The organism is Telluria sp. ZB4P37 (assembly GCF_059685855.1).
The window spans coordinates 614,959-630,885 of the sequence record NZ_JCASID010000002.1; the positions used below are offsets into that span (position 1 = coordinate 614,959).

Annotated in this window: 19 protein-coding genes; 5 read left to right on the forward strand and 14 right to left on the reverse strand. The window is 66.1% G+C overall.

The window, feature by feature from the left end; genetic code table 11:
- Positions 1 to 3: 3 nt before the first annotated feature.
- The gene (gene pdxR / locus AC56K1_RS07135; protein WP_497157133.1) at positions 4 to 1,494 is read right to left on the reverse strand and encodes a MocR-like pyridoxine biosynthesis transcription factor PdxR; all 1,491 of its coding nucleotides are present in this window, start codon (positions 1,492 to 1,494) and stop codon (positions 4 to 6) included.
- Between the two features lie 90 nt (positions 1,495 to 1,584).
- On the opposite strand from pdxR, the gene AC56K1_RS07140 reads away from it, so the two are divergent.
- Positions 1,585 to 2,049, forward strand: a complete 465-nt coding sequence (locus tag AC56K1_RS07140; RefSeq protein ID WP_497157134.1) for an OsmC family protein — start codon at positions 1,585 to 1,587, stop codon at positions 2,047 to 2,049.
- Complete coding sequence (locus tag AC56K1_RS07145) at positions 2,049 to 2,579, forward strand: FMN-binding negative transcriptional regulator (protein WP_497157135.1); 531 nt, start codon at positions 2,049 to 2,051, stop codon at positions 2,577 to 2,579. Before AC56K1_RS07140 ends, AC56K1_RS07145 begins: the two co-directional genes overlap by 1 nt.
- Before the next feature lie 105 nt (positions 2,580 to 2,684).
- On the opposite strand, the gene AC56K1_RS07150 is transcribed toward AC56K1_RS07145, so the two are convergent.
- Together AC56K1_RS07150 and AC56K1_RS07155 are read right to left on the reverse strand one after the other, a co-directional pair.
- Positions 2,685 to 3,299 (reverse strand): DUF4142 domain-containing protein, encoded by a 615-nt coding sequence (locus AC56K1_RS07150; RefSeq protein ID WP_497157136.1) that lies wholly within the window; start codon positions 3,297 to 3,299, stop codon positions 2,685 to 2,687.
- 116 nt (positions 3,300 to 3,415) lie between these two features.
- Positions 3,416 to 4,207, reverse strand: a complete 792-nt coding sequence (locus AC56K1_RS07155) for a DUF4142 domain-containing protein (RefSeq protein WP_497157137.1) — start codon at positions 4,205 to 4,207, stop codon at positions 3,416 to 3,418.
- Between the two features lie 267 nt (positions 4,208 to 4,474).
- On the opposite strand from AC56K1_RS07155, the gene AC56K1_RS07160 reads away from it, so the two are divergent.
- Positions 4,475 to 4,747, forward strand: coding sequence for a hypothetical protein (locus AC56K1_RS07160; RefSeq protein WP_497157138.1), 273 nt, complete (start codon positions 4,475 to 4,477; stop codon positions 4,745 to 4,747).
- A gap of 256 nt (positions 4,748 to 5,003) precedes the next feature.
- Here the strand turns inward: AC56K1_RS07160 and AC56K1_RS07165 are convergent, their stop codons facing one another.
- Positions 5,004 to 5,471 (reverse strand): GyrI-like domain-containing protein, encoded by a 468-nt coding sequence (locus tag AC56K1_RS07165; protein ID WP_497157139.1) that lies wholly within the window; start codon positions 5,469 to 5,471, stop codon positions 5,004 to 5,006.
- A gap of 286 nt (positions 5,472 to 5,757) precedes the next feature.
- On the opposite strand from AC56K1_RS07165, the gene AC56K1_RS07170 reads away from it, so the two are divergent.
- Positions 5,758 to 6,387, forward strand: coding sequence for a GIN domain-containing protein (locus tag AC56K1_RS07170; RefSeq protein ID WP_497157140.1), 630 nt, complete (start codon positions 5,758 to 5,760; stop codon positions 6,385 to 6,387).
- A gap of 19 nt (positions 6,388 to 6,406) precedes the next feature.
- Here the strand turns inward: AC56K1_RS07170 and AC56K1_RS07175 are convergent, their stop codons facing one another.
- Genes AC56K1_RS07175 through AC56K1_RS07195 form a run of 5 tightly spaced genes read right to left on the reverse strand, consistent with a single transcriptional unit; the run spans position 6,407 to position 9,597 of the window.
- Positions 6,407 to 6,736: a DUF4326 domain-containing protein gene (locus AC56K1_RS07175; RefSeq protein ID WP_497157141.1), complete on the reverse strand. Its 330-nt coding sequence runs from the start codon at positions 6,734 to 6,736 to the stop codon at positions 6,407 to 6,409.
- A gap of 8 nt (positions 6,737 to 6,744) precedes the next feature.
- Complete coding sequence (gene arsH, locus AC56K1_RS07180; protein ID WP_497157142.1) at positions 6,745 to 7,461, reverse strand: arsenical resistance protein ArsH; 717 nt, start codon at positions 7,459 to 7,461, stop codon at positions 6,745 to 6,747.
- Between the two features lie 12 nt (positions 7,462 to 7,473).
- On the reverse strand, positions 7,474 to 8,754 hold the full coding sequence (locus tag AC56K1_RS07185) for an arsenic transporter (protein ID WP_497157188.1): 1,281 nt from the start codon (positions 8,752 to 8,754) through the stop codon (positions 7,474 to 7,476).
- A gap of 5 nt (positions 8,755 to 8,759) precedes the next feature.
- Positions 8,760 to 9,239: an arsenate reductase ArsC gene (locus AC56K1_RS07190; RefSeq protein WP_497157143.1), complete on the reverse strand. Its 480-nt coding sequence runs from the start codon at positions 9,237 to 9,239 to the stop codon at positions 8,760 to 8,762.
- A 28-nt stretch (positions 9,240 to 9,267) separates the two neighbouring features.
- Positions 9,268 to 9,597, reverse strand: coding sequence for an ArsR/SmtB family transcription factor (locus AC56K1_RS07195; RefSeq protein ID WP_497157144.1), 330 nt, complete (start codon positions 9,595 to 9,597; stop codon positions 9,268 to 9,270).
- 173 nt (positions 9,598 to 9,770) lie between these two features.
- On the opposite strand from AC56K1_RS07195, the gene AC56K1_RS07200 reads away from it, so the two are divergent.
- A complete protein-coding gene (locus tag AC56K1_RS07200; protein WP_497157145.1) occupies positions 9,771 to 10,982 on the forward strand; it encodes an MFS transporter in 1,212 nt (403 codons plus the stop codon).
- A 6-nt stretch (positions 10,983 to 10,988) separates the two neighbouring features.
- On the opposite strand, the gene AC56K1_RS07205 is transcribed toward AC56K1_RS07200, so the two are convergent.
- The 5 genes from AC56K1_RS07205 to AC56K1_RS07225 all read right to left on the reverse strand — a co-directional run bounded on the left by AC56K1_RS07205 (position 10,989) and on the right by AC56K1_RS07225 (position 15,922).
- Positions 10,989 to 11,489, reverse strand: a complete 501-nt coding sequence (locus tag AC56K1_RS07205; RefSeq protein WP_497157146.1) for an arsinothricin resistance N-acetyltransferase ArsN1 family B — start codon at positions 11,487 to 11,489, stop codon at positions 10,989 to 10,991.
- Between the two features lie 50 nt (positions 11,490 to 11,539).
- Complete coding sequence (locus AC56K1_RS07210; RefSeq protein ID WP_497157189.1) at positions 11,540 to 12,694, reverse strand: MFS transporter; 1,155 nt, start codon at positions 12,692 to 12,694, stop codon at positions 11,540 to 11,542.
- A gap of 181 nt (positions 12,695 to 12,875) precedes the next feature.
- Positions 12,876 to 13,640, reverse strand: coding sequence for a DUF4262 domain-containing protein (locus AC56K1_RS07215; RefSeq protein ID WP_497157147.1), 765 nt, complete (start codon positions 13,638 to 13,640; stop codon positions 12,876 to 12,878).
- A 177-nt stretch (positions 13,641 to 13,817) separates the two neighbouring features.
- Complete coding sequence (locus AC56K1_RS07220; RefSeq protein WP_497157148.1) at positions 13,818 to 14,597, reverse strand: enoyl-CoA hydratase; 780 nt, start codon at positions 14,595 to 14,597, stop codon at positions 13,818 to 13,820.
- 128 nt (positions 14,598 to 14,725) lie between these two features.
- Entirely contained in the window at positions 14,726 to 15,922 is a 1,197-nt protein-coding gene (locus AC56K1_RS07225; protein WP_497157149.1) for an acetyl-CoA C-acyltransferase, read from the reverse strand.
- Positions 15,923 to 15,927 lie beyond the last annotated feature (5 nt).

Below are 15,927 nucleotides of genomic sequence, written 5' to 3' on the forward strand. Positions count from 1 at the left end.
AAATCAGCGCGCAGCTGCCAGCACGGAGGCCAGCCCCTCGACGCCGCGCCGGATGTCCGCGGGACCGACCGCCGAAAACCCCAGCAGCAATCCCGGATCGACCGCGCATGCCGGTACCGCCTGCGCATTGGCATAGTAGGCAAGCGGACGCAGTTCGATACCGGCATCGAGCGCGGCCTGCGCCACCCTTGCCTCGTTCGGAAAGCGGCCGCCGGAGCCGGGACGAAAATGCACGCACAGATCCAGCCCCGCGTCCGATGGCCCGCAGCGCAACCGGTCCCCGAGGCGCGCGTCGATCGCCCCGAGCAGGGCTTCGCGCCGCTCGGCATAGGCTTCGCGCGTGCGCCGGATGTGGCGCGCGAAATGGCCTTCGCCGATGAAGTCCGCCAGCACCATCTGCGGCACGACGGCGCTGTGGCGGTCGACCACGGCCTTGGCGCGCGCCAGCGGTTCGGCAAGCGCCGGCGGCGCCACCACATAGCCCAGGCGCAGGCCAGGGAACAGCACTTTGGAGAGCGTGCCGACATAGATCACGCAGCCGGCGCTGTCCAGGCTTTGCAGCGAAGCCAGCGGCGGGCCGGTGTAGCGGTATTCGCTGTCGTAATCGTCCTCGATGACCCAGGCCTTGTTCTCGACCGCCCAGCGCAGCAGCGCCAGGCGCCGGCCCAGGCTCATGGTGACGCCCAGCGGCAGCTGGTGCGAGGGCGTTGCGAACACCATGCGCGCATCCGGGTAATGCATGGCGCCGTAGGCCACGTCCATGCCCTCGGCATCCACGGGCAGCGTGCAGATGCGCGCGCCGGCCACCGTCATCGGGGCGCAGGCGCCCTGGTAGCCGGGCGACTCGACCCAGACCCCGTCGCCCGGCGCCAGCAGCAGGTGGGCCAGCAGGTACAGGGCCTGCTGCGAGCCGGACGTGATCACGATCTGCCCGGGCGTGCACACCACGCCGCGCGAGGCGCGCAGGTAGGCGCACAGCAGTTCGCGCAGGGGCTGGTGGCCGGCGGGCTCGCTGTAGCCCAGGTGCGGGCCCGGTCGGCGCAGCGCGCGCAGCTCCAGCTTGCGCCAGGTGTCGAAGGGGAACAGGTCCAGCCCGGGCATGCTGGGCCGGAAGGCGCGCACCGGGCCGTCGTGGTAGCGCACCCGCGACATGGCCGACGCCATCGCGGCGCCGCGTTCCGGCAAGGGGCGCAGCAGGCCGGCGGAAGAAGGCGATGCATGCTGCGCTACCGGCAGCGCCGCATCGACGAAGGTGCCCTGCCCGACCCCGCCGCGCAGGTAGCCCTCGGCTGTGAGCTGCTCGTAGGCGGCCAGCACGGTCTGGCGCGATACCTTCAGCATCCGCGCCAAGTCGCGCGTGGCGGGCAGGCGCGCGCCGGGAGCCAGCCTGCCCTGCAGGATGGCGTCCTTCAGCCAGGCGTAGAGCTGGCGGAACAGTGGCGTGGCGGCGGCGCGCTCCAGGGGAACGGCGGCAAACAGGTCGTGGATGTACATAAAATTGGTACGCCCATCTTCGCCCGGATTGGACCTTTGAGCAAGCCAAGCCGCTACTTATGATGACGGTTCGACCACAATGGGGGACCAATGAAACAGTTCGAAGCACAGGTGAGCTGGCAGCGCGCCGGCCAGGCTTTCCTCGACGGGCGCTACAGCCGCGCCCACGACTGGCAGTTCGACGGCGGCCTGCGCGTGCCCGCTTCATCCTCGCCGCTGTCGGTGCCCGTGCCGATGTCCGATCCGGCGGCGCTCGATCCGGAAGAAGCCCTGGTGGCCGCGGCCTCGAGCTGCCATATGCTGTTCTTCCTGTCGATCGCGGGACAGCGCGGCTTCACGGTGGACAGCTATGCCGACCGGGCCGTGGGTTCTCTCGACCAGGATATAGAGGGCCGGATGGCGATGACGCGCATCGAGCTGCGCCCCGCCATCGTGTTTGCCGGCGCGCGCCAGCCGACGGGCGCCGAGCTCGACGCCATCCACCATCTCGCCCACGAACGCTGCTACGTCGCCAATTCGCTCAAGACCGCAATTGTCGTCATGGAGGGTAGCTGATGTACCTGCCGCCCCGCCATCGCCAGCCTGAGGCGCAGGCGATGCAGGCGCTGATCGCCGAATACGCGCTGGGCATGCTGGTGACGCACGACGGCGCACTGCCCGATTCCGACCACCTGCCTTTCGAATTCTTCGAGGCCGCTCCGCACGGCGTGCTGCGTGCGCACGTCGCCCGTGCCAATCCGGTCTGGCGCCGGGCCGGGCAACCGGTGCTGGTGGTGTTCCGCGGTCCGGCCAGCTATGTGCCACCAGACCAGCAGGAAAAGGCCGCCACCGGTGGACGCGTGGTGCCGACCTGGGATTACCAGGTGGTGCATGTGCACGGACGCCTGCGGACGGTCGAGGACCCGGCCTGGCTGCTCGGCCTCCTGCACGGGCAGACCGCCCACCACGAGGCGGCCCAGGTGCAGCCCTGGTCGATCGCGGATGCACCGCCGGCCTATATCGACGGCATGCTCAAGGCGATCGTCGGCATCGAGATCGTGATCGAGCGCATCGAAGGGAAATGGAAAGGCAGCCCGCAGGCTTGACGAGGATCACCCCATGGGAGGATTCTCCGCCCACGCGGTAATAGTTGCAATTTGAACCGGCGCACGGGCTGCGGCACCGTAATCTGAACGCGTAACTGGCGGTTCTTACTTGGTCGGTGCGCCCGCCGTACCCATGGTGGAGCGGCCGGACTTGGCGATCATTTCCTCAGCCATGATCAGGTGCTGTTCGATAATCGGACGGATCTTCGTGACCAGCGCCTTGACCTCGGGATCCTTCAGGTCGTCGAGATTTTCCTTGAGCTTTTTGTGCGTATCGAGATGGTCGGTACGGCCCGACTGCTTGATATAGGTGCGGTTGAAGATCTCGCCTTTCAGGGCCTGGAGCATCGCCGACTTGGCCTTGTACTTGACGTTGAGCTCGACAGGCAGTTCCACGCCCTTGGCCTTGGCCACGTCCTGCACTTCGGCCTGGGCCTTGGTATGGTCGTCGAGCATGCGCTGGGCGAAGCCCTTGACTTCGGGATTCGCGCTCTTGCCGAGCGCAATTTTCGCGGTCGCGATCTCGGCCATGTTGGCCATGGCCAGGTCGGTGAGCGCATCGCGGTCGGCGTCGGACAGCTTGGCTGCAGGTGCGGCGGCAGGTGCCGCTGCACCCTGGCCGGCCGGCGCAGCCTGGCCGGCCAGGGCCGGCGCGATGCCAAACATTGCCGCGGCGAGCGAGGCGGCGAGCACGGTGCTGATGCGCTGGGTCTTCTGCATGGTGATTCTCCTTGACGCACGGACGCGCCGGCGGAACGCGAACGTCCCACCGGCACGGTGCGGATGACTCGCCGGCAAACCCGCTTGCTAGCGCGCCGGCCGGTTGATTAAACTGCTTACTTGCCCGACGTCGTACCCGACTTCGCCGTCGACATCTGCTGCGCGGCCTTCAGGTGCTGCTCGACGGTCGGCATGGTCTTTTGGGCGACGGCCTTCACGTCAGGATCCTTGGCGCTCTTGGTGATCGACTTCAGCCTGGCATGGGTCGCCTTGTGGTCGGCCAGGCCCGCCTGCTTCATGTAGGCCTTGTCGAAGGCGTCGCCGCTGAGCTTTTCCAGCTTGGCCGACATGGCCTTGTGCTTGGCATTGAGTTCGGTCGGCAGGGTCACGCCTTTCGACTGCGCCAGGGTCTGCACTTCGGTCTGGGCCTTGCCGTGGTCGTCGACCATCTGCTGGGCGAAGGTCTTGACCTCGGCGTTCTGGCTCTTGCTCAGTGCCAGCTTGCCGGCTTCGATTTCCGCCATGTTGGCCATGGCCATATCCATGATGCCCTTCTTGTCGGCGGCGCTGAGCTTGGCCGCGCCCGAACCGGTGGCGCCGGTGGCGCCCGATGCGCCCGAGGTGGTTTGTGCGGTGTCGGTGGCGCCGGTGTGCGGCTTGGCGCTATCGGCATGGGTCATGCCCTTGGCGCCGGTGGCGCTGCGGTGTTCCATGCCCTGGCTGCTGGTGTTGTTGACGGTGCCGTCGGCAGCGGTCTTGCCGGTCATGTTCTGCTTGCCCGTTGCAGTCTGGTTCGTCATCGACTGGGCGGTCTGGCCGCTGGTTTGCGCCTGCACGCCGAAGGCGCTGAACATGGCGGCAACTGCGCTCACTGCGAGCAATTTCTTGACGACCTGATTCTTCTGCATGGTGTTCTCCTGATTTTTGATTGGCATGGGTGCCGCTCTGGAAGCTGCCGGGCGGCGTTCCTGTCTTTTGACATCAGACGATGTCGAGCGAGTCGAGTGTAGACCTGCAGGTAACGGAACAGCGCACGTTAGCCGTATAGCAATATCCGAGCTTGGGCGGTCCGGAAAACGGCCCGCGGCTGGTGAAAATGGGTTGCCGTCCCGTGCGCCCTGCAGCACCCCGCGGCGTATAGTGGATGGACGCGGCCGAGGGTCGCGGAGGAGGTCATGATGAAAACCGATTTGTCTCCCACCGGCGCCTGGCATGGGCTCCCGCTGAGTCCTGCGCAGAACCGCGAAGTGCTGAACTATATCGAGCGCTGCGAGCGTGCCGGCATCGCCTGGGACACACCCGCGCTGCGCGACATGCTGCACGATATGCTCCACCCGCCCGAGGTCATGCTCGATGGCGGCGACGACCTGACGCAATACGCTGAAAACGAGGTCTTCGCAGCCACCCACGAGGAACCGGACGACCGGCCTGTCGACGACGCACCCTGAAAGACCGGCCTTCGTCAAACGCCTGTCACAATCGGCAGGCAGACTGTGCCTGTCCTTGGGAAGGGACGCTGGCGGCGCGAGCCGCCCTACCGGCGCCGGCGGTCGGGAAATATACCGGCACCAAATTATTGGAAGCTCGAAGAACCGTCGCGAGCGGCAGCAATGTCGGCCGAGCCCCCAAGGGAAAATGCTCGCTGTACGAACGTACAGCGAGCATCGCAGGCTGATAGTGCAACGCGCAGCAGGTTATTCGAGCTTACAGCAGTGGGATGAGGATGTCGTAGACATTGTCCGGCCGGTTGCCATCGTCGATGGTCGGCGTATAGCGGCGGTCATAGCGCTCGATGCGCCAGGCCTCTTCGTCCGGGACCATCCCCAGTTGCTCGATCGCGGCGTTGCCGGTCACGTAAGTGGCGGGCACGTGCGCCATCGGCCCGCGGTGCGTCAGCAAGGCGTAACGCCGCTCCGGAATGCGAATTGCGATCATGCCCGGCGGCAGGGAATTCAAATCGGCGACCTCGGTGGCGACGCATTCGAGGTAGACACCGTCTTTTTCTTGCAGGCGCAGGCTGTAGCGCATGCCTTTGGGTTCGCCCAGCTCGCCTTCGCGCTCCAGAAAGGTATCCCAGGTGTCCGGCAGGTCCGCTTCCAGAACCGAAAACGGACCTGCAAGCGGCAGCCCGGCGAGCTTCATTTCAGGTAGGGTAACGGTTGAGATGTGCATGGTATTGCCTATAAGGTGACAAGGAAATTATAGCCTTAACCCTTAGACAATATTGCCATCTGCGCAATCGTGCGCAGTCATTTGTCGCGATCAACATTCTACTTGCCGGGAAATGTCGCCACATCCGTATTGACGGCGCCAAAGCGCGCTCCCGGCCTTGTCGGAAACCCATCATCCGTTCCCGCGACCTTCCACCCCCGAAATTGTGCAGTTCGTCGCAAACGCCACCCCGCCACCGCGCCTCTCCCTAGAATGGCCTCATACCACACCTTTACCGGAGACCACCATGCAACGCCTGATCCTCGCCGCCGTCCTGTCCGTCGCTTCGCTCAACGTCCACGCCGATGAGCAGGCGCGCAGCGTCACGCCATTCAAGGGCATCAACGTCCATGGCCCGGTCAGCCTCACCGTGGAAGCCGGCAAGGCCTTCTCGCTCAAGGTCTATGGCGACGCGCGCTTTATCGAGCGCGTGACCAGCGAAGTGGTCGGCGGCGAGCTGCGCCTGAGCATGAAGGAAAGCACCCGCAACTCCATCGACATCGATTCGAACGACCGCGTGGTGGTGACCATGCCCGAACTGCAGACCTTCCGCGGCGAAGGCGCGGGCGCCATGCGCCTGACTAACGTGCGCGGCGAGCGCCTTGACGTCAGTTACCGCGGCGCCGGCCGCCTGGCCATCGACGGCGAAGTACGCACGCTGCGCCTGCGTGCGCAGGGCGTGGGCGAAGTCGACACCAAGGACCTGGTCACGCAGGAAGCCGACGTCAGCTTCGAAGGCATCGGCGCCGTCAGCGTGCATGCCAGGGACAAGCTCCATGCCAAGGTGCAGGGCATGGGCAACCTGACCTATTACGGCAACCCGCGCGTCGTGAGCAAGTCGGTGTCGGGCATCGGCAGCGTGGTCGCGGTCAAGTAAGCGCCGCGCGCCGGCCCGCTCAGCGGTTGGCGATGTCGAGCAAGACCTCGGCATGGCAGGGCCCATCGAGCGGGCACCAGCAGGCCAGGTTCTTGCCGCGCAGCGCCAGCTTCGCGTCCTGCGCGAGGCGCTGGCCGGCCGGGTCTTCCGTCACCCAGCGCCGGAAGGCGGCGACGGCATCGGCCACGGTCGGCATCGCGATGTAGCGTGTTCCGACCGGGGTGCCCGGCGGCGCATCCGGCACCACCGAGAACGGATTGCCCCAGCGCCCGGGTCGCGCCACCGAGGCGGTATTGGCCGGCAGCTTCCAGCCCTTTTTCCTGCTCAGTTGCACGCGCCCTGGCTGCACGGCGGCTCCTAGAGTTTCTCGATCTGCGCGTTGATCCTGCGAAGCGCGCGTTCGCTGCGCTCGCTATAACGGTCCGTCAGATAATCGCTGCGCCCGCGCATGAGCAGCGTGATCTTGAAAAGCTCCTCCATCACGTCCACCACGCGGTCGTAGTAGGCGGACGGACGCATCCTGCCCTCCTCGTCGAACTCCTTGTAGGCCATCGGCACCGAAGACTGGTTCGGGATCGTGAACATGCGCATCCACCGCCCCAGCAGCCGCATCGTGTTCACGACGTTGAACGATTGCGAACCGCCGCATACCTGCATCACGGCCAGCGTGCGGCCCTGGCTCGGACGCAGCGCGCCCTGCTCCAGCGGGATCCAGTCGATCTGGTTCTTCATCACCGCCGTGATGGCGCCGTGGCGCTCGGGACTGCACCAGACCTGGCCTTCCGACCACAGCGACAACTCGCGCAGCTCGACCACCTTCGGATGCGTTTCAGGCACGCTGCCGGCCATCGGCAAGTCCATTGGATCGAAGATCTTTACCTCGGCGCCGAAGTGCTCGAGGATGCGCGCCGCCTCGAAGGTCAGGAAGCGGCTGAACGAGCGCTCGCGCAGCGAGCCATACAGCAGCAGGATGCGCGGCGGATGGCGCATGTCGCCTTGCTGCGCCAGTTTCTCCATGCTCGGCATGTCGAGTTGTTCGGGATGGATGTTCGGGAGGTCCGCAATCTTCGTCATGTCTAGTCCTTGTCAGCTCAAGCGCAGCGCGAGCGCCGCCAGCGTCACCAGCAGCACCGGGAGCGTCAGCACCAGGCCGACGCGGAAATAATAGCCCCACGAGATGCGGATACCCTTGTTTTCCAGGACGTGCAGCCACAGCAGCGTGGCCAGGCTGCCGATCGGGGTGATCTTCGGGCCCAGGTCGCTGCCGATCACGTTTGCATAGATCATCGCTTCGCGCACCGCGCCGGTACTGGTGGTGGCGTCGATCGACAGCGCGCCGACCAGGACGGTGGGCATGTTGTTCATGACCGAGGACAGCGCGGCGGTGATCACGCCCGTGCCGAGCGCCGCGCCCCAGACGCCCTGCGCGGCGCAGCGTTCCAGCAGCGCCGTGAGATAGCCGGTCAGGCCCGCGTTGCGCAGGCCGTAGACCACCAGATACATCCCGAGCGAGAACACCACCACCTGCCATGGCGCGTCGCGCAGCACCGCGCGCGTGGCGATCCGGTGCCCGCGCGCGGCGACCAGGAACAGCAGTAACGCGCCGAAGGCGGCCACCGCGCTGATGGGCACACCCAGTTCATCGAGCCAGAAGAAGCCGGCCAGCAGCATCGCCAGCACCCACCAGCCGGCAAGGAAGGTAGCGCGGTCGTGGATCGCTTCGTCCGGGCTGCGCAACTGCGCCAGGTCGTAGTTGGGCGGGATGTCGCGGCCGAAGAACCAGAGCAGCGCCGCCAGGGTCGCGGCCACCGACACCAGGTTCACCGGCAGCATCACGGAGGCGTAGCGCGCGAAGCCGATGCCGAAGTAATCGGCGGTCACGATATTCACCAGGTTCGACACCACCAGCGGCAGGCTGGCCGTGTCGGCGATGAAGCCGGCCGCCATCACGAAGGCCAGCGTCGCCTTGGGGGTGAAACGCAGCGCGGCCAGCATCGCGATGACGATGGGCGTGAGGATCAGCGCCGCGCCATCGTTGGCGAAGAGCGCCGCCACGGCCGCGCCGAGCAGCACCAGCAGGACGAACAGGCGCCGGCCATTGCCGCCGCCCCAGCGCGCCACGTGCAGCGCGGCCCATTCGAAGAAGCCGGCCTTGTCCAGCAGCAGGCTGATGATGATGATCGCGACAAAGGCGCCGGTGGCGTTCCACACGATGTTCCAGACCACCGGAATGTCGCCCACGGTGATGACCCCGGCCAGCAGCGCCGCCAGGGCGCCGAGCGAGGCGCTCCAGCCGATGCCCAGGCCGCGCGGCTGCCAGATGACGAGGATGAGGGTGGCGGCAAAAATCAGGAAAGCGGGCAGCACGAAGATCAAGCCTCCAGCGTGCCGATGCGGTCCAGCTCCGCCTTGAAGCGGGCGCGGTCCTGCGCCAGTTCGGCGAGCGGCAGCGCGAGGAAAGCTTCGATGCGGGCGCGCAGGATCGCGTAGGCCTTCTCGAAAGCGGCGCTGATTTCTTCCTGCGTGCCATCGACATGGCTCGGGTCTTCCACGCCCCAGTGGGTGCGCAGGACCGGGCCGAGGTAGGCCGGGCAGGTCTCGCCGGCGGCGCTGGCGCAGACGGTGACCACGATGTCGGGCACCACCGGCAGGTCGTCCCACGACTTGCTGTAATAGCCTTCTGTTGGAATGCCTTTGTCGGCCAGCAGTTGCAGGGCGCGCGCATTCAGGCGGCCCATCGGCTGGCTGCCGGCGCTCAGTGCGTGCCAGCCGCTCGGGGCCAGGTGGTTGAACACCGCTTCGCTGATGAGCGAGCGGCAGGAATTGCCGGTGCAGAGGAACAGGACGTTCATGTTAGCCAAAGAAGAATGAGTATGGAAGTCAGGTCGCGCTGCCGCAGGCAGGCGCGCATACGGGCGTGCAGGGATTGCCGCCGCAGCAGTTTTCGGTAAGAAAAGCGAGCAGGCCGTTCATCGTGTCGAACTGGGCCGCGTAGATGATGAAGCGCCCGTCCTGGCGCGCCGCGATCAGGCCCGCGTGGCTGAGTTCTTTCAGGTGGAAGGACAGCGACGAGGACGGAATGCCGAGGCTGGCGGCGATCCTGCTGGCGGCCAGGCCCGCCGGCCCGGTTTCGACCAGCAGCCGGAACACGGCCAGGCGCGATTCCTGGGCCAGTGCGGCCAGTGCCGCGATAACGGTTTTTGTGTCCATCGACGTGCTCGCAATCGTTTCCATATTTATCGAATTATAACGGCTTCTTGGTGACCCTTCGAATATTATCGAAATAATTTGACAGGATGATGACAAGCCGGCACGCATACGCCACCTGCGGTAGAGTGATGGACTACACAAGCGGCACCGCAGCAACGCGCCGGGAGATCACTTTGCCAGCAGTTCGCAGGACCATCGCCATCCTGTCCATCACGCAGATTGCGGGATGGGGAGCCATGTATTACGCGTTTGCCGTGCTGGCGCCGGACATCCAGCGCGAGCTGCACATCAGCACCGAAACGGCATTCGCTGCATTTTCATGGAGCCTGCTGGTGGCTGGCCTGACCTCGACGCCGGTCGGTGCGCTAGTGGACAAACATGGCGGCCGCTACGTGATGGCGGCCGGTTCGGTCGTCAGCGCAATCGGCCTGGCGTGGCTGGCGCGCTGCACCACGACCGCCTCTTTCTTCGCTGCCTGGACGGTCATCGGCCTGGCCAGTTCGCTGTCGCTGTATGAAGCCGCTTTCGCGACGCTCAACCGCAAGATCGTGGTCGGCGCAGGGCGCGCAATCTCGACGCTGACGCTGTTCGCCGGCTTCGCCAGCACCATCTTCTGGCCGCTGACCTTCGCGCTCGATGCGCGCATCGGCTGGCGCGATACCTTCCTCGTATATGCCCTGCTGCAGCTGCTTGTGTGCCTGCCGCTCCACCTCTGGCTGGGGCGCGACGCGCCGCACCAGCCACCGGCTGCTGACGCCCCTCGCGACAGCCACACGCTGGGCGAAGCCATACGGCATCCGATCTTCTGGAAGCTGGCGCTGGCATTCGCGGTGAACTTCTTTATCTTCTCTGCATTGGCGGTACACCTGATCCCGCTCTTGAAGACGCTCGGTCATTCCGCGGGCACGGCGGTGTTGCTGGCGTCGCTGGTAGGCCCGATGCAGGTTGCGGGACGTATCGGCGAGCGCACGCTCGCGCGCGATGCTGCGCCGCAGACCGTTGGGCGCTTCGTATTCGCTACCCTGCCCTTCGGCCTGCTGTCGCTGGCGCTGCTCGGCACCCAGGCCTGGGCGGTGGCGCTATTCTGCGCGCTGTATGGGATGAGCAACGGGGTGCTGACGATCGTTCGCGGCACGCTGCCGCGCGTGCTGTTCGGCGCGCGCCATTACGGCGCGATTACCGGGGCGATGGCGGCGCCGGCCCTGGTGTCGAAGGCCACGGGTCCGCTCATCGGTGCCGTCGTCCTGTCCAACGCATCGGGCCCGGTACTGCTGCCGCTGGTACTGTTCGCCTGCGCGCTGTGCTCGCTGCTGCTGTACCGCTCCGCCATCCGCACCGCCGGCACGGCGACGGAATCCCCACCCGGCGAACGCAAGGCCGCCTGAATCGCGTCAGGCCAGGCGCAGCTCCCAGTAGGCGACATCGACCCAGCGGCCGAACTTGCGCCCCACTTCGCTGAAGTGGGCAACCTTGCGAAAGCCCAGTTTCTCGTGCAGCGCCACGCTGCGTTCGTTCGGCTGGGCGATTCCGCCGATCACCATGTGGACCTCGCGGCCGCGCAGCGCATCGAGCAGCGCGCGGTACAGTACCGTGCCGGTGCCGCGTCCGGCCACGTCCGCATCCATGTAGATCGAGCTCTCCACCGACGTGCGGTAGGCCGGCCGCGCGCGCCATTTGGTCGCATAGGCATAGCCCAGCAGGTGCCCGTGTGCTTGCGCCACCAGGTAGGGCAAGCCGGCTGCCTGCACGTCGGCGATCCGCTGCGCCATGTCCGTGCTGGCCACCGGCTCCTCTTCGAAACTGATGGTGGTGGTGGCGACGTAATGATTGTAGATGGCGCAGATGGCGGCTGCGTCCTCAAGCGTGGCGGGACGGATGGATGCGGTGGACATGTCGGCTCGGCTGGTTGGATGGCTGCGATGGTCACGGCCATTATAGGCAGCTAGCGCCGCGGCAAGTCCATCCGCGGCAGCAGGATGGCCAGAATACCCAGCAGCGGTAAGAAGGACGCGATCCGGTACACGTATTCGATGCCGGTGGTATCGGCCATCGCCCCCATGGCGGCCGCGCCGATGCCGCTGATGCCGAACATCAGCCCGAAGAACAGGCCGGCGATCATGCCCACCTTGTTCGGCACCAGTTCCTGCGCGAACACCACGATGGCCGAGAAGGCGGACGACATCACCAGCCCGATCACCACCGACAGCACGGCCGTCCAGAACAGGCTCGCGTAGGGCAGCATCAGCGCGAACGGCGCCGCGCCCAGGATCGAGAACCAGATCACACGCTTGCGGCCGATGCGATCGCCAATCGGCCCACCCGCGAACGTCCCCGCCGCAACCGCCGCCAGGAACAGGAACAAATACATCTGCGCCGACTCCACCGATACCCCGAATTTCTCGATCAGGAAGAAGGTGTAATAGCTCGACAGGCTGGACATGTAGATGTACTTCGAGAACACCAGCAGGGCCAGCACGGTGAGCGCCCACAGCACGCGGCCGCGCGACATGCCCGGCCCCGCATGCACGGCGATCTTCTTCGTCGCATTGCGCAGGTGGCCCGCATACCAGCGGCTGACGAACACCAGCACCGCCACCGCCAGCACCACCAGCAGCATCAGCCAGGCGATCCTGCCCTGCCCGCTGCCGATGATGATGGCCGCCGCCAGCAGCGGCCCGAAGGCCGAACCGAGGTTGCCGCCGACCTGGAACAGTGACTGCGCAAAGCCGAAGCGCCCGCCCGAGGCCAGGCGTGCCACGCGCGACGCTTCCGGGTGGAAGGTCGACGAGCCGATGCCGATCATCCCGGCCGCCAGCAGCAGCAGGGAATAGCTGGGAGCCATGGCCAGCAGCGCCACGCCACCCAGGGTGACGCACATCCCGAAGGGCAGCAGGAAGGGGAGCGGGCGCTTGTCGGTGTACAGGCCGATCCACGGCTGCAGCAGCGAGGCGGTGCATTGGAAGGTCAAGGTGATCAGGCCGATCTGGGTGAAGCTCAGCGCAAATTGCTGTTTCAGCAGCGGATAAATGGCGGGCAACACGGCCTGCACGCAGTCGTTCAGCAGGTGGACGAAGGCGACGGAGAACAGGATCTGCATCACTGCGGCTGGCGGTGCGGACGCGGTGCCGGAGGATGCTGGAGGTGGTGTGGACATGGCAGGAAGCAGGACGGGATCGTGCCAGTGTACTATGCAAAGATCATGTGCATCGCAGGCCGCTCCGGCACATATCCTTTGCCTGCAGGGCTCCCTGTGCAGATATCGTTTGCACGTCCGCTGGTTACCGCGACGCCGTATCGTCCAGCAGCGGCTGCCAGTTCCTGAACCACGCGTCGGCTTGCGCCTCCCACGGGAATACGCCTGCCGTATTCGGGAACACGATCTGGTAAGCCCGAAACGCCGGACCGTCGTACAGCCACCATGCCCAGCCCATGTATTCCCTGAAATGCGCGGGCGACACCTCGCGGATCTCGCAAGCGAATCCGCCGCCGAGCAGCCCCGCAACCCGCGCACCGGGCGTGACCGGCTGTCCCGATTTCATGATCGCATAGCAGGCGTTGATCGCGGCCTGGGCGACCTCGTGGCGCAGGCCGACGACGATCAGTTCGGGCAAGCCGAGCGACTGCTGGACGCCGATCGAATAGGAGAATGGCGGCAGCTCGCCTTTGGCGGCCACGTTCAGGATATGCAGGCCATAGGTGTCGATATTTTCCAGCGCACGGCGTTCTGCCGCGTGCTCGTCGCAGTCCTTCTGCCAGCGCTCCCATGGCGCCCCGGCGTCGGCGCGGTAGGCGCTCCAGCCCAGCGGCAAATCGCCGAGCTGCGCCAGCGTGGGGTCGCGCTCGATCACGCAGCCCAGGCAGAGCAGCTTGCACCGGCCCGGCTGTTCGGTTGTCGCATCCAGGAACTGCCAGTCGCCCTGCTGGTCGTGGGTAACCTGCAGGACCGGCAAGCGGCACTCGGCCACGCCGGCGGTGCAGAAGGCAAGGGTATCGACGCTGTCCGCGAAGGACCAGTGCGAAAAACTGTGGGTATGTGTCGACACCGCAGTTCCTATGGCGGATGGATGAGTCGGACCGGCTGGTGCTTCTTGTTCCTCCGGGAATCATAAGCGCTTGGGCCTGAGCTCACAAGGCATGATCCAGCTCCAAGACCATCGAACCCGTCAGATCTGACAGGAGGGAACTGACCAGTGCACGCAAGGGCCGCCCGCCCTTCCCCGTCAATCGAACTGCGAAAAATCCGGCTTGCGCTTCTGGAAGAAGGCGGTGAAGGCTTCCTTCGCTTCCGGCGCCAGCAGCATGGCCGCGAAGCGCTCATTCTCGGCGGCGATCGCCGCTTCGATGGACTCGATGCGCGGACGCTTCATCAGCGCCTTCGTGGTGCGGATCGAGGCGGCCGGGAGGGCAACCAGCTTGGCGGCCTGCTGCTCGGCGAAGGCGCGCAGTTCCGCGGCGGGCAGCACGCGCGTGACCAGGCCCATCTCGGCAGCTTCTTGTGCGCCGAAGGCTTCGCCCAGCAGCAGCTTCTCGGCGGCGCGCGGGTAGCCGGCCAATTGCGTCAGCAGCAGCGACGAGCCGAATTCCGGGCACAGGCCGAGCTGGGTGAAGGGCATCGAGAACTTGGCATTGTCGGCTGCGTAGACCAGGTCGCAGTGCATCAGCATCGTGGTGCCGATGCCGATCGCCGCGCCGGCAACGGCCGCGACGACGGGCTTGGTCGAGCCGTGCAGCGCGCGCATGAACTGGAAGACCGGGCGGGCGTCGCCTGGCACGCCCGCGACCGGGGCCGAATTCTTCATGAAGTCGTCGAGGTCGTTACCGGCGGTGAAGATCTCCGGCTTGCCGGCGATGAGGATGGCGCGCACGGCACTGTCCTGCTCCGCGTCATTGAGGGCGTCGGCCATGGCCTGGTACATCACGGCGGTGATGGCGTTCTTGCGCTCGAGGCGGTTGAATTCGATGGTGAGGAGGCCGGCGGCCTTGGTGATCAGCATGTCCATTGTTTCAGGGTCTCCAGTGTTCGATTATTCTTGGGCTGGTTGGACGCGTGGGCGCACGTCAGGCCACTAACCTGACGTGCGCCCACGCGGTGATACGTGGCGGCTGCGTTACCGCGCCGCCTGTTTGATTAAACGCGCTCGATAATCCCGGCCGCGCCCATGCCGGCGCCGACGCACATCGTCACCATGCCGTACTTCAGGTTGTTGCGGCGCAGTGCGTGCACGACGGTCGCGGCGCGGATGGCGCCGGTGGCGCCCAGCGGGTGGCCCAGGGCGATCGCGCCGCCCATCGGGTTGACCTTGCTGGTGTCCAGACCGAGGTCGCGGATCACGGCCAGCGCCTGTGCGGCAAAGGCTTCATTCAGCTCGATCCAGTCAAGCTGGTCCTGGGTGATGCCGGCGGCGGCGAGCGCCGCAGGGATCGCGACCTTCGGGCCGATGCCCATGATCTCGGGCGGCACGCCGCGCACGGCGAAGGACGAGAACTTGGCCAGCGGGGTCAGGTTGTGCTCGCGCAGGATCTTCTCGCTGACGACGATCAGCGCACCGGCGCCGTCCGACATCTGCGACGAGGTGGCGGCGGTGACCGAGCCCTTGGCGGCGAACACCGCCTTGAGCTTGGCCATGCCTTCCATCGACGCGTCGGCGCGCGGGCCTTCGTCCAGGTCGACGGTGCGGCGCTTCACGGTGATTTCACCGGTGGCCAGGTTCGGCGTGCGGGTGATGATCTCGACCGGGGTGATCTCGTCCTTGAAATGGCCGGCCTGCTGCGCGGCGATCGCGCGGCGGTGCGATTCCAGGCCGAAGGCGTCCTGGTCTTCGCGCGAGATCTTCCACTGGTTGGCCACGTTTTCAGCGGTCAGGCCCATGCCGTAGGCCAGGCCCACGTTCTCGTCCTTGAAGGTGTCCATGTTGATCGACGGGTGGTGGCCCATCATCGGCACCATCGACATCGATTCGACGCCGCCGGCGATCATCACGTCGGCTTCGCCGACGCGGATGCGGTCGGCGGCCATGGCCAGGGCGGTGATGCCCGAGGCGCAGTAGCGGTTGACAGTGACGCCGCCCACGGTGTTCGGCAGGCCGGCCAGCACGACGGCATTACGCGCCACGTTGAAGCCCTGCTCTGCTTCCGGGAACGAGCAGCCGACGATGGCGTCGATGATCAGGGCCGGGTCCAGGTTCGGCACGGCGGCCATGGCGCCGCGGATCGCGTGCACCAGCAGGTCGTCCGGGCGGGTCTTGTTGAAGAAGCCGCGCGGCGCCTTGCCGATCGGGGTGCGGGTGGCCGCGACGATGTATGCGTCTTGAAGTTGTTTGCTCATGTCAG

Excerpts from the sequence above, each read along its gene's own strand:
- AC56K1_RS07150 (WP_497157136.1), bottom strand. The coding sequence starts at position 3,299 with ATGCAGAAGACCCAGCGCATCAGCACCGTGCTCGCCGCCTCGCTCGCC.
- pdxR (WP_497157133.1), bottom strand. The coding sequence starts at position 1,494 with ATGTACATCCACGACCTGTTTGCCGCCGTTCCCCTGGAGCGCGCCGCC.
- AC56K1_RS07165 (WP_497157139.1), bottom strand. The coding sequence starts at position 5,471 with ATGCACATCTCAACCGTTACCCTACCTGAAATGAAGCTCGCCGGGCTG.
- AC56K1_RS07170 (WP_497157140.1), top strand. The coding sequence starts at position 5,758 with ATGCAACGCCTGATCCTCGCCGCCGTCCTGTCCGTCGCTTCGCTCAAC.
- AC56K1_RS07145 (WP_497157135.1), top strand. The coding sequence starts at position 2,049 with ATGTACCTGCCGCCCCGCCATCGCCAGCCTGAGGCGCAGGCGATGCAG.
- AC56K1_RS07190 (WP_497157143.1), bottom strand. The coding sequence starts at position 9,239 with ATGAACGTCCTGTTCCTCTGCACCGGCAATTCCTGCCGCTCGCTCATC.
- AC56K1_RS07160 (WP_497157138.1), top strand. The coding sequence starts at position 4,475 with ATGATGAAAACCGATTTGTCTCCCACCGGCGCCTGGCATGGGCTCCCG.
- AC56K1_RS07225 (WP_497157149.1), bottom strand. The coding sequence starts at position 15,922 with ATGAGCAAACAACTTCAAGACGCATACATCGTCGCGGCCACCCGCACC.
- AC56K1_RS07155 (WP_497157137.1), bottom strand. The coding sequence starts at position 4,207 with ATGCAGAAGAATCAGGTCGTCAAGAAATTGCTCGCAGTGAGCGCAGTT.
- arsH (WP_497157142.1), bottom strand. The coding sequence starts at position 7,461 with ATGACGAAGATTGCGGACCTCCCGAACATCCATCCCGAACAACTCGAC.
- AC56K1_RS07205 (WP_497157146.1), bottom strand. The coding sequence starts at position 11,489 with ATGTCCACCGCATCCATCCGTCCCGCCACGCTTGAGGACGCAGCCGCC.
- AC56K1_RS07140 (WP_497157134.1), top strand. The coding sequence starts at position 1,585 with ATGAAACAGTTCGAAGCACAGGTGAGCTGGCAGCGCGCCGGCCAGGCT.
- AC56K1_RS07220 (WP_497157148.1), bottom strand. The coding sequence starts at position 14,597 with ATGGACATGCTGATCACCAAGGCCGCCGGCCTCCTCACCATCGAATTC.
- AC56K1_RS07195 (WP_497157144.1), bottom strand. The coding sequence starts at position 9,597 with ATGGACACAAAAACCGTTATCGCGGCACTGGCCGCACTGGCCCAGGAA.
- AC56K1_RS07210 (WP_497157189.1), bottom strand. The coding sequence starts at position 12,694 with ATGCAGATCCTGTTCTCCGTCGCCTTCGTCCACCTGCTGAACGACTGC.